Source organism: Streptomyces sp. NPDC104309 (genome assembly GCF_055584025.1).
The window spans coordinates 1-10,553 of the sequence record NZ_JBVJMV010000097.1 but is presented as its reverse complement, the minus strand read 5'-3'; the positions used below and the strand labels follow the sequence as shown (position 1 = coordinate 10,553).

Here is a 10,553-nt window from a genome sequence, read left to right as displayed (position 1 = left end):
CACCCGGGAACAGGACACCCACCCCTCGGGTTCCCGCCGAGAAACCTTCAGTTCCCCTGAACTCACGGGACTCTAGGGGTCCCAGTAGTTCTCGCGGAAAAAACAACGCTAAGCCGTGCGGCAGCCCTGATCTGGGCTGATGTCCGTGCTCACCGTCGGGCGGCAGACCATGGTCGAGCCCGGGGAGTGGCTGGACGAACTGCCGGCCTGGGGGCTCGGCGCGGTGCAGAGCTCAAAGCGGATCAAGGCCGACCCGGCCATGGCGAACCTGCGCCACACCGGGTTCCCTGCGTAGGAACGCCTCAGGAAAGTGCAACGCCCCCTGTTGTACGGGAGGTTCGAGGATTTCTGCCTGTGCCCATTGCCTGGCCGGGTAGCAGTGGTGCTCGTCTGCGTTGATCGAGTGGGGCGGGAGGGGCCGATGGCCACCAGGGTGTTCTCGGATGAGGAGTTGGAGGGCTTGAGGTCCTGTCCGGCGATCGGCAAGGACGAGCTGATCCGGTACTTCACCCTCACCCCGGCCGACGAGACGTTCCTGCGGAAGTTCCGTCGGGCCCAGAACGTGCTCGGCGCCGCCGTGCAGCTGTCCGCCCTGCCCTGGCTGGGCTTCGTCCCCGACAATGTGCCCGCCGCTCCGCCCGCCTTCGGTTGGCCGCCTGGCCCGGCAGCTTGGGCTCGCCGTCGCAGATCTGGCGGGCTACGGCGAGCGTGAGCAGACCCGCACGGACCATCTGCGGGAGATCGCCGAGTATGGCTTCGTTCACTTTCAGCGACAACGTTTGTCGATGAGTTTCAGCAGCAGTTGAGCGTCCGCCAGTCGGGGATTGTTCACGAGAAGTGACGGCAGTGCTGTGTCGCCCAGACGGGCGGGGCGATCGACGTCCGTGACGGGACTCCGCCGCCCGAGTGCAGCTGCTCATGACCGGGACGAGGGTGCGAAGATGCGTTCGTGGTGACAGATGCCGAGTGGGCTCGGATTCGGAGGGGGCTGCGCTTCGGGCAGGTTTTCGAGGGCACCGTCGTGAAGGTTCCCCGGCCCGGTGCGATCGGGATCTTCGTGGACATCGGCCTGAGCGTCGGAGGCTTCGTCGACGTCCTGTTGCTTCCGGAACAAAGCGATGGCTGGCCGGCGGAGGGCACGGTTGCGGATTTCGAGATCTGGTGGGCAGGCAGCCGTCAGCAGATCCGGCTGAAGCCGTCCGATTCTCGGTATCTCCGGAACGACTTCACAGACTTCATGGGACGTTTCCGTCCCAATTGGTCATCCGAGATGGGTCAGCCCGTTCGTGATCCCGGGTCCCCGGCTCTCGATGAGGTGTGGTCCGCGCTGCGACCTGATGGGCCGTCGGCCAGCTCCCCGTGAGTTCTGGTGAGGTGGCCGACTGTCGTGGCGGGAGCTAGCTAGCGGCCGCCGTCACGTCTGCGGCGCACTCGCGACACAGTCCAGATCCCGACCCCGATGATGGGGAACACGATCAACGACATCGTCACAATGGCGGTGATCCCCATGAAGAGGAACGCGGCCAGCAACTCCCATATCGAGGGGTCCGGTTCCATGCCTGCCTTCTTGATGCAGTCGCGCAACGTTGCTCTGACCACGACGCATGTGCGGATCCTGTCGGTTCCTCAAAGCCCCGCCATAACGCGCCTTCCGTACCCACCACTCGCCCCAGCTCCCTTCCCGTTCTTAAGCGGAAGGTTCGGCTCTCGTCCCATGCCCCTTGGGCCTTTCCCTACGTGGGCGTGCGTCGGCGGCGGCAGCGCCGATCGGGCCACAGCGCGGCCCATCCCTCGCAACCCGATTCACCGGAGCCGGTGCTCTGACACGCGTCCGAATCGGTCAACAGCGGGCCCTCCCCAACCAAGGGAAACGGCGCCCTGATCACCCTTGAAACGTATTTTCCTCCCCGGGGCCCATATCGCCGACGGCATCGAGTCGTTGATCGTCACGCAATCCGACCAACCGATCACGGAGCCGAATCCGTGAAGATCAACACCGTGTGCAGGGCCGCCCTCGTGGCGGCCGGCGCCCTGACCGTTCTTGCTCCGTCCCAGGCACTGGCGGCCGAAGCCCCGGCGTGCACGACCGAGAACATCTCCTACCTCGACGCGCAGGACAAGCAGGAGGACGCCGAGGCCAAGGTCACCGCCGCTCAGCAGGCGTACGACCGGGCCAAGGCTGACCGGGCGACGCTCAAGGAGGCGGCCCAGACGGGCCACGATGTGAGCGATGAGTTCACGAAGATGCGGTCGGACGGAGGCCGGTACGCAGGCCACCGGGTAGAGGAAAAGGCCTGGCAGCTGTTGGAGGCGGCAGACACATACGATTCGGCCGCCACCGCTGACGCTGCCGTGGCTGAAGCCGATGAGGCGCAGAAGGCACTCGATGGCATGAGCGAGAACGACAAGGGGTCCGACATGGTCGGAGTGGATACGGAGAAGCACCTGATCAAGAAACTGCGTTCTCAGGCCGAGGCGGCGCGGAAGGCGACGTCCGCCCCGGACGTCGAGAAGCGGAAGGCTGAGCTGGACACCGCGGTCTCCGAGAAGGTGGACACGGACAAGACGGTGCGTCCGGCCCGCGACACCTACCGGAACTGCCTGGCCCAGGCCAACGGCTGAGAACGAGGACCGGACGGCCCGCACCTGTGGCTTGAGTTCTAGTGGTTGTCGCAACACCCCAGTTCAGGGGATGCGATGGACTTCAAGATCCGGGACCGGTCCGTTATCCAGAGGCGCCGTCCCTTGTCCGAGGAACGGCGCCTCTACCTTCAGCTCATGCAGCAGGGTGTGAGCGGCGAAGAGGCATGCCGAATCGTCGGCATCAACGAGAGGACCGGGCGGCGCTGGCGTAACGGGCGTGCTTGCTGTGGCAGTATTTTCCGAAGGGCACGGACCTGTCCCGATGGCAGGCAGACGACCTCGAGGCCGTTGCACTCGCACTCAACAGTCGGCCCCGGAAAACCCTCGGATGGAAGACACCCGCCGAAGCCCTCAACGAACACCTACTCTTGACTCAAGAAGCTGGTGTTGCGACGACCGATTGAGTCCGGGCAGTACACCAGCTTCCGTCTCGCCGCTCACCTGGCATCCGAGCAGATCGCAGCGTCCATCGGCACCGTCGGCGATGCCCTCGACAACGCTCTGATGGAATCAACCATCGGCCTGCACAAAACCGAACTCGTCAAACCCCAGCGGCCTTGGAAAGCCCTCAGTGACGTCGAGTTGGCCACGGCCGAATGGGTCGACTGGTACAACCACCGCCGACTCCACGGTGAGATAGGCCACGTCCCACCAGCCGAATATGAAGCCGTCTACTACCAGCAGCAACCAAATCCGCAGGTCACAGCCACAATCTGAAGTCTCTACCGAACCCGGAACAGTTCAGTGTGACCTGGGGCTCCCAACAGCCTGGCCACGCTAGTTGGCACCGTCTGGCCAAGATTCCTGGCATCTGTAATGAGTTGCCACGTTTGTTGGCACCGGCACCATGGTTCAGCGCGGCAGCGAGGCCGGCGCGCATGAGGTTGCAACGGCGACAGTCTCGTCGCTTGGTTCCTTGCCGCTTTCACGTGACCTTCGGCGATTTCTACAGACCATCCAGTCGCCTGGTCACTGTGTCGAGTGTCGGCCAAGGAGGACCCTCGCGCAGCAAGCGCAGGAATTCCTCTCCGAATCGCCTCCCATTCGGAAACTGGTCGCCAAGCTCCCAACGCCACGCGGCGACCATCGCGATAACGAGCTGCCGACACTCGTCCAGCAGCCCTTGGTCAACGCTTGGGTAGTGCTCGCAGACCGCCTCGGGAACATGGGCGAGATCGAACTCGACGGGTCCACGGCAGCACGTCTCAAGGTCGATGAACAACGGGCCGTTCTTCGTGCTGAGCACATTGCCTGGATGCGGCTCGCCGTGGAGCAGTTGCTCCACGGCGCCGCGGTCGTCGATCGCTCGTCGCAGGCTTGCCAGCCTGCCGCTGAGGAACACGCGGTCCGCGTCGGTGAGCTCCGGCGAGCGATCCGGGTCGGCGACAACTTCTTCCGCCTCCGTGATCCGGTCCGTGAACCTCGGGCTCGGCACATCGACCTTGCGCATGCCGGCGTGCAGCTGCTCCAGCGCCTTGGCGTAGTCGACTGGTGAGGTGTGAGGTGTCACGGGCTCGTAGTAGGTCCACAGCGTCACTGCGAAGCCATCGCGCGTGTACACACGCGGGTCCGCCCGAGGCTCCAAGGGACACACCGGGCATCCGACCTCGGTGAGCCGCTGAGCGAGATCGACTTCGAACTGTGCAACCTCTTGTCCCACAGGGGCGACCCGGGCAAAGACGTCGCATGGCGTCAGCCGCAGTGCCAGCTTGTTCGAGTTGTGGAGAACGATTGCATCATTAGCTGGCAGGTCGAGCGATGCGGCGACCGAAGTCGCAGCCGCGATCGCACGCGTGACGTCGGTTATATCCACCCTCGAATCTTGGCATAGACGAGCGAGGACGATGCCAACCAGCGTGGCCAGGTGCCAACTATCGTGGCTCGGCACACCGCCAGGATCAATCGCTCAACCTTCACTGAGAATCGCTCAACCTTCATTGAGACAGGTCATCTCCGACCAGCACTCGACGTTCGGCACGAATGACCGTTCTCACCGAAGCCAGTCGCCATCTCATCCAATCCAGTCGGGGTAGCGGCCCGAGGGGCATCCGCGCCCGGCCGTCACGCGGGCCGCTATCCGGCCGGCCATTCCCCGGTGCGGGCGAACCGCTCGATCTCGGCCTCGTACGGTGTGGGGTCGAGGCCTCGCGCACGCACCCACGCCGTGTTGAGGTGGGTGTTCCGGTACGGATCAGCGGTGTCGCCGATGATGGTGACGATGCTGCCCTGCGTTCCCGCCTCGCGCATCCGTGCCACGAGGTGGCACGTCCCCCAGAAGTTGGTGCCGGTCGCCGGTCCGGCTTCGATCCCGGCAGTAGTGCGAAGCCACCGCAGGGCTGCAATGGACGCCGCGTCCGGTACCGGGATCATCAGGTCGATCACCGTCGGCAGGAAGCCGGGTTCGATGCGTGGGCGACCGATGCCAGGTATCCGCGAGGGCATCCCCGTGGTGTAGTCGCCACAGCCGCTCGCCCACGCGGGGAAGTAGGCGGAGTTCTCCGGGTCCACCACGGCCAGCCGAGTCGGATGACCGTGTCGCCGCAGGTGGCGCCCGACCGCTGCCGAGGTCGCCCCCGTTCCGGCACCGGTGACGATCCACTTCGGGATGGGGTGTGGCTCCCTGCTCAGTTGAACGAAGATCTCGTCGGCGATCGTCGGCTCACCCCATCCGACCACCGCTCGCTCCGCGTCAGTGAAGTGGTCCAGGAAGTGGCCACCGAGCCGCTCGGCCAACGCCCTCGCCTCCCCCTGCACCGCGGCCGGCGGCTGCTCGCCCACCTGCCACCGACCGCCCTCCCTCTCGATCCTGGCCAGGACGTCCACAGAGGTCTTCGCCGGTACGACGGCGGTGAACACCAGACCCAGCAGTCTCGCGAAGTGGGCTCCGGCGACGGCGACTGCCCCGCTCGTAGCCGCGATTACCGGCGTATCCGCCCTGATAGCGCCGCTGGCTATCGCCTCACAGAACATGGCCCGCACCAGTCGATACTTCATACTGCCGGTGGGATGCGCGGACTCGTCCTTGACGTAGATCTCGACGTCCCGGATTGCGGGTAGCGGAAGCGGACGCAGGGGCGTCGGTGTCAGCCGCAGGCCGTCTGACCGTACCCGTCGGATCGCGTCGGCAGCCCACGAGTTGGGATGTTCCATGGCCATGACCGGACCCTACTGGAGGCTCGGCTCCAGTCAGGTCGCCGGAGCCAGCGGTCATCATGGCGACACAAACCTGCCGCTGTGTCGGCTACCGCGCTTCGGCTCTGCCGTATCGCTTGGACGGCTGGATTGGATGAGACGGCGACTGGCTTCGGTGAGAACGGTCAACGAAGGTCATCGTGGCCACTCATCGCGAGGCCCACTATGTGCTGGACGAGATCCTGGGCAACGCCACCGATCTGCCGATCACCGAGCACGCCACGGACACGCATGGTGTCACCCTGGTCAACTTCGGCCTGTTCGACCTGATGGGCAAGCAGCTCTCGCCCCGCATCCGGGACCTGGGCGAGATCACCCTGTATCGGATGGGCGCCAAGAGCGACTACGAGGAGCGGTTCCCGACTGCGGGGCCGCTGCTGACGAAGAAGGCCAACCTGGACCTGGTCGCCGACCACGGGGACGACCCGCTCCGTCTGGCCGGGTCGCTCAAGTACGGGCACGCCACCGCCTCCCTGATCGTCGGCAAGCTCTCCGCGTCCTCCCGGCAGAACGCACTGGCCGCCGCGCTGAAGGAGTACGGCGCGATCCGGCGCACGATCTACGCGGCGAAGTACCTGTCGGACGAGGGATACCGGCGCGAGATCGCCCGGCAGCTCAACAAGGGCGAGTCCCTCCACGCCCTGCGCCGCCAGCTCCACTACGCCCGCGAAGGCAAGGTCACCCGCCACCAGCCCGAGCAGCAACACGAACAGGCGTGGTGCCTGACCGTCGTGACGAACGCAGTGGTCTGCTGGCACACGGAGTACATGGGCCTGGCCGTCGGTGAACTGCGTACCGTCGGGCGCGGGGTGGACGCCGAGGTGTTGGCGCACATCTCCCCGGCGCGCAGTTCGGTGGTCAACTACTACGGCTCGATCACCGTCGACTACGAACACGAACTTGCCCAGCTCGACGACCAGGGACACCGGCCCCCGCGGACTGCTGGCATGGACGAGCCCGGAGCCGGGCTGTAGCAGCCGGACACGGGACTGTTGTCCGCTGAGCGCCCCGGATGCATCAGACGATGCCGTTGGTGCAGTCAGGAAGCACGCAGGAGCTGAGGGGTCAGCGTGACGTGGGGAAGGCGGCGCGCAGTGCGGAGCCGCGGGTGATGAACGCGACTCGGATGATGGGCAGCATGCAGACGGCCTGCATCACGGCGTACCACGGCGGGCAGACATCCGGGATCAGGTCGACGCCGATGATCGCGATCGGCATGATGACGGCGAGGGCGCTCACGCGCTCGAAGGCCCGTCGAGATCCCCGGGAAGCGGAGACGGTCATCCGGTAGATCAGCACGGCGACTACAGGCAGCAGGACTGCCCGGACCCACATGAACGTGTTCACCATATGACCGCTGCTCGACACCACGATGACCGCCAGGAGGGCGACGGCGCTGAGTGCGCCGTCGACCTTGACGCTGTTCTTCGCCGTGTCGAAGGCTTCTTGGGTGCGGGGGCTGTTGAAGAGTGCCGCCTCAGTCGTGTGCTTGTTGGTTTCCGTGCTCACCGACGCTAAGAAGCGCCAGGCCGACGCGGTATCCGTCTAGACCCACGGGTGGGTGGGGGTAGCCCCACTCCCCGGCTGACCAGGGCCGTAGCGGGCTCCGCGCGGTGCACCGTGGGAGCACCGAACGGAAAGCGAAGGAAGAATCATGAGACAGCTGGGTTCGTGGCTGGCGCGCGTCGGCGTGGGGTTCGTACGGGCGTGCGTCGTGGCGGTCATCAGCATGCTGGTCCCGGCCGTGTGGGCCGCCGCCGTGGCGCTGGGGATCTGGTGGGGAGCGGGAAACCCGTGGTCGTGGGTTGCGCCGGTCGTGCTGGTATGCGGGTGCACGCTCGCCCTGTCCCGCTCGGTCTGCCGGATGGTCCGCTTCCTCGTCGCGAGGTGGACGGCCACCGTCATCCCCGCCGGATACCGGCAGGCCGGGCCGGTGACGCGGATGTCCACCGGGTACTGGTGGAACGGCTTCAGCTACGAGCGCACCCGCCGCGATGCCCTCTTGGATCAGAAGTGGCGGGTCCGGTGGAGCGACCCCGCCAACTGGCGCGACCTGCGGTTCACGGCGATCGCGCCGCTCACCGCGGGCGTGGTCGCGTCCCTCCCGCCGGCCGGGGTGGCCGTGGCGGTCCTCGGGCTCGGCCAACCGGGGCCCGCCGCGCACGTCGTCGGGGCGCTCGGCCTGGTCGTGGCCGTCGCTGGCGCCCCGTATGCCTGGCGGTGTGTCGAGCCAGTGGCCGTCCGCTTCCTGCGCCCGTCACCCGCGATGGCGCTGGCGGACCGGGTGGACGAGCTGACTGCCCAGCGCGCGGATGCGACGGTTGCCCAGGCTGCCGAGATCCGCCGGATCGAGCGGGACCTGCACGACGGGGCGCAGGCCCGCCTGGTCGGGCTCGGGCTCTCTTTGGCGACTGCGGAGAAGCTGATGGAAACCGACCCTGACCAGGCCAGGACGCTGATGCGGGAAGCGCGGGCCGGTGCCACCGCGTCACTGACCGAGCTCCGCGAACTGGTCCAGGGAATCAACCCGCCCGTGCTGAACGACCGCGGGCTCATCGATGCCGTTCGCGCTCTTGCCCTGGACAGCCCGATCGAAGCGGCTGTCAGCGCAGACCTTCAACTCAGCCTGGACCCGCCGATCGAGTCCGCCCTATACTTCGCCATCGCCGAACTGCTGACCAACTCGGTCAAGCACGCCCGTGCGACCCGGGCCCGGATCTCCATCACCCAGGACGACACCGGCATCGTCATCGATGTCGAAGACAACGGCCGCGGCGGAGCCTGCCTGCGAGCCGACGGCGGACTCGCGGGGCTGCGCCGCCGCCTCGCGGTCTTCGACGGCGCCCTGGAGATCACCAGCCCGGAAGGCGGCCCGACCCGGATGAGGATGATGGTGCCGTGCGAATCGTTGTAGCCGAAGACCTCTACCTCCTGCGTGACGGGATGGTTCGCCTCATCGAGGCATATGGACACCAGGTGGTGGCGACCGCAGCCACCGGACCCGAGACGCTGCACGCGCTGTTGACGTGGCGGCCGGATGTTGCCGTCGTCGACGTCCGCATGCCTCCGACCCAGTCGGACGAGGGCCTGCGGGCGGCTCTTGTCGCCCGCAGCGAACTGCCCGGACTGCCGGTCCTCATCCTTTCCCAGTACGTCGAGCAGTTGTACGCCCGCGAACTCCTGGCCGACGGCGCCGGTGGCATCGGCTACTTCCTCAAAGAGAGCGTCTTCGACGCCGATCAGTTCATTGACGCCCTGGAACGCGTCGCCGCCGGCGGGACCGCCATGGACCCGGCCGTCATCGCCAAACTACTGTCCAGCGGATCCTCGTATCGACGGCTCGAACGGCTCACCGAACGCGAACACTCCGTGCTCGGCCTCATGGCCGAAGGACTGTCCAACCAGGCCATCGGCCAACGGCTCTTCCTCAGCGAAAGCGCCATCAGCAAGTACACCACCTCCCTGTTCGGCAAACTCGGCATCACCGATGACGACAACAACAACCGCCGCGTCCTCGCCGTTCTCACCTACCTGAACAACCCCTGACGCGCCTCGGCCCCACCGCAAGTCGGTGTTTCATAGGTGGTCCCCGTTTCAACACCGGGCGCCAGCAACATCGCCGCAGGTCGATTTGTTTCACAGGCCGTTTCCTTCCTCTTGATCGGTGAAACGTACTCCTGAAACGATCCGAGCGTGATCACCAACCCGTACCGGCTCGTCGAGTCGCACGCTTGCTCGATGTCCACCTGCCAGGCCCCGGCGGGCTCGCCCTGCCGCACCACCTCCGGCAAGGTCGCGCTCAAGTACCACACCGCGCGCTTCCAGCTCGTCCCCGCGCTCCGCTCCGAGCTGCACGTCGCCACCCCGGCCGTACGCCATCCCGGCTCCGCCTGGCAGGCCCTGCCGGTGCAGAAGCTCGCGGCGCCTGCCGTGCCGAGGGAGGTCCGGCTCGCGTACGCCCGCGTCTCCAGCCGGACGCAGGAGATCCAGTCCCAGGTCGACGCCCTCGAATCCTCCGGCGTACACCGGCTTTTCCAGGAACAGATCAGCACCCGGGTCCGCGAACGCCCCGAAATGAAGGCGGCCCTGGCGGCGGCCCGCGAGTACCGCTCGCTGGGGGCGAGAGTGACCCTCGTGGTGCACGAGATGAAGCGGCTCGGCCGCGGCGCCCTGGAACTCCTCAAGGTCGCCGAGGAACTGCGCGACGCCGAGATCGAGCTGGAGTTCCTCACCGGCCCCCTGGCCGGGAAGCACGACCCGTCCGGCCACGGGGCCGCCCTGTTCGCCTTCTTCGCCGCCATGGCGGAGTCCGAGCGCGACTACATCCGCGACAAGACCCTCGAAGGCCAGGAGACCGCCCGTACAAAGGGCAAGGCGATCGGCGGGGTCAAGGTCTCCGACGAGGACATGCTCGCCACCGCCCTGCGCCTGCGCGACGACGAACGCCTCTCGCTGCGCGAGATCGCCTCCCGCCTCGTTATCCGCACCGGTAAGAAGCGAGGCCGGCACCCAGCCCCGGCCACCGTCATGCGCATGCTGCGCGAACACGACGAGCAGACAGCCACAGCCACTCTGGAGCCCACGGCCTGACCTGAGGGCTCAGTCCTTGGCGTTGTTTTTTCGGCGAGAACTACTGGGACCCCTAGAGTCCCGTGAGTTCAGGGGAACTGAAGGTTTCTCGGCGGGAACCCGAGGGGTGGGTGTCCTGTTCCCGGGTG

13 protein-coding genes and 3 pseudogenes are annotated in these 10,553 nt (G+C 66.5%); 12 read left to right on the top strand and 4 right to left on the bottom strand.

Annotated features, from left to right (window positions below; all coding sequences use genetic code 11):
• The first annotated feature begins 139 nt into the window (after positions 1–139).
• The 4 genes from ACZ68L_RS45800 (at position 140) to ACZ68L_RS45785 (ending at position 1,363) form a co-directional block, all read left to right on the top strand.
• Positions 140–295, top strand: a complete 156-nt coding sequence (locus ACZ68L_RS45800) for a hypothetical protein (RefSeq protein WP_469590700.1) — start codon at positions 140–142, stop codon at positions 293–295.
• Between the two features lie 126 nt (positions 296–421).
• Positions 422–712, top strand: a complete 291-nt coding sequence (locus ACZ68L_RS45795; RefSeq protein WP_469590698.1) for a DUF4158 domain-containing protein — start codon at positions 422–424, stop codon at positions 710–712.
• Positions 657–806, top strand: a complete 150-nt coding sequence (locus tag ACZ68L_RS45790) for a hypothetical protein (RefSeq protein WP_469590702.1) — start codon at positions 657–659, stop codon at positions 804–806. The genes ACZ68L_RS45795 and ACZ68L_RS45790 overlap by 56 nt, the downstream gene beginning before the upstream one ends.
• Before the next feature lie 143 nt (positions 807–949).
• The gene (locus ACZ68L_RS45785; protein ID WP_469590696.1) at positions 950–1,363 is read left to right on the top strand and encodes a hypothetical protein; all 414 of its coding nucleotides are present in this window, start codon (positions 950–952) and stop codon (positions 1,361–1,363) included.
• A 38-nt stretch (positions 1,364–1,401) separates the two neighbouring features.
• Here the strand turns inward: ACZ68L_RS45785 and ACZ68L_RS45780 are convergent, their stop codons facing one another.
• A complete protein-coding gene (locus ACZ68L_RS45780; protein ID WP_469590694.1) occupies positions 1,402–1,599 on the bottom strand; it encodes a hypothetical protein in 198 nt (65 codons plus the stop codon).
• A 384-nt stretch (positions 1,600–1,983) separates the two neighbouring features.
• Here ACZ68L_RS45780 and ACZ68L_RS45775 point away from each other — a divergent pair, with 384 nt between their 5' ends.
• The 4 genes and pseudogenes from ACZ68L_RS45775 to ACZ68L_RS45760 form a co-directional block, all read left to right on the top strand.
• Entirely contained in the window at positions 1,984–2,622 is a 639-nt protein-coding gene (locus tag ACZ68L_RS45775; protein ID WP_469590692.1) for a hypothetical protein, read from the top strand.
• A 75-nt stretch (positions 2,623–2,697) separates the two neighbouring features.
• Positions 2,698–2,865 (top strand): annotated as a pseudogene (locus ACZ68L_RS45770) (helix-turn-helix domain-containing protein); the annotation flags it as partial.
• Positions 2,865–3,047 (top strand): annotated as a pseudogene (locus ACZ68L_RS45765) (IS30 family transposase); the annotation flags it as partial. The pseudogenes ACZ68L_RS45770 and ACZ68L_RS45765, both read left to right, overlap by 1 nt.
• A 7-nt stretch (positions 3,048–3,054) precedes the next feature.
• Positions 3,055–3,360 (top strand): annotated as a pseudogene (locus ACZ68L_RS45760) (integrase core domain-containing protein); the annotation flags it as partial.
• 229 nt (positions 3,361–3,589) lie between these two features.
• Here the strand turns inward: ACZ68L_RS45760 and ACZ68L_RS45755 are convergent.
• Positions 3,590–4,456, bottom strand: a complete 867-nt coding sequence (locus ACZ68L_RS45755; RefSeq protein ID WP_469590690.1) for a phosphotransferase — start codon at positions 4,454–4,456, stop codon at positions 3,590–3,592.
• Positions 4,457–4,716: 260 nt separating this feature from the next.
• Positions 4,717–5,799, bottom strand: a complete 1,083-nt coding sequence (locus ACZ68L_RS45750; RefSeq protein WP_469590688.1) for a PLP-dependent cysteine synthase family protein — start codon at positions 5,797–5,799, stop codon at positions 4,717–4,719.
• A 176-nt stretch (positions 5,800–5,975) separates the two neighbouring features.
• On the opposite strand from ACZ68L_RS45750, the gene ACZ68L_RS45745 reads away from it, so the two are divergent.
• Positions 5,976–6,809: a Tn3 family transposase gene (locus ACZ68L_RS45745; protein WP_469590687.1), complete on the top strand. Its 834-nt coding sequence runs from the start codon at positions 5,976–5,978 to the stop codon at positions 6,807–6,809.
• A gap of 91 nt (positions 6,810–6,900) precedes the next feature.
• On the opposite strand, the gene ACZ68L_RS45740 is transcribed toward ACZ68L_RS45745, so the two are convergent.
• The gene (locus ACZ68L_RS45740) at positions 6,901–7,344 is read right to left on the bottom strand and encodes a hypothetical protein (RefSeq protein WP_469590685.1); all 444 of its coding nucleotides are present in this window, start codon (positions 7,342–7,344) and stop codon (positions 6,901–6,903) included.
• 145 nt (positions 7,345–7,489) lie between these two features.
• Here ACZ68L_RS45740 and ACZ68L_RS45735 point away from each other — a divergent pair, with 145 nt between their 5' ends.
• The 3 genes from ACZ68L_RS45735 to ACZ68L_RS45725 all read left to right on the top strand — a co-directional run bounded on the left by ACZ68L_RS45735 (position 7,490) and on the right by ACZ68L_RS45725 (position 10,425).
• Entirely contained in the window at positions 7,490–8,749 is a 1,260-nt protein-coding gene (locus ACZ68L_RS45735) for a sensor histidine kinase (RefSeq protein ID WP_469590683.1), read from the top strand.
• A complete protein-coding gene (locus tag ACZ68L_RS45730; RefSeq protein WP_469590681.1) occupies positions 8,734–9,381 on the top strand; it encodes a response regulator transcription factor in 648 nt (215 codons plus the stop codon). Before ACZ68L_RS45735 ends, ACZ68L_RS45730 begins: the two co-directional genes overlap by 16 nt.
• Before the next feature lie 147 nt (positions 9,382–9,528).
• Entirely contained in the window at positions 9,529–10,425 is an 897-nt protein-coding gene (locus tag ACZ68L_RS45725; RefSeq protein ID WP_469590679.1) for a recombinase family protein, read from the top strand.
• Positions 10,426–10,553: the final 128 nt, after the last annotated feature.

Excerpts from the sequence above, each read along its gene's own strand:
- ACZ68L_RS45750 (WP_469590688.1), bottom strand. The coding sequence starts at position 5,799 with ATGGCCATGGAACATCCCAACTCGTGGGCTGCCGACGCGATCCGACGG.
- ACZ68L_RS45795 (WP_469590698.1), top strand. The coding sequence starts at position 422 with ATGGCCACCAGGGTGTTCTCGGATGAGGAGTTGGAGGGCTTGAGGTCC.
- ACZ68L_RS45800 (WP_469590700.1), top strand. The coding sequence starts at position 140 with ATGTCCGTGCTCACCGTCGGGCGGCAGACCATGGTCGAGCCCGGGGAG.
- ACZ68L_RS45735 (WP_469590683.1), top strand. The coding sequence starts at position 7,490 with ATGAGACAGCTGGGTTCGTGGCTGGCGCGCGTCGGCGTGGGGTTCGTA.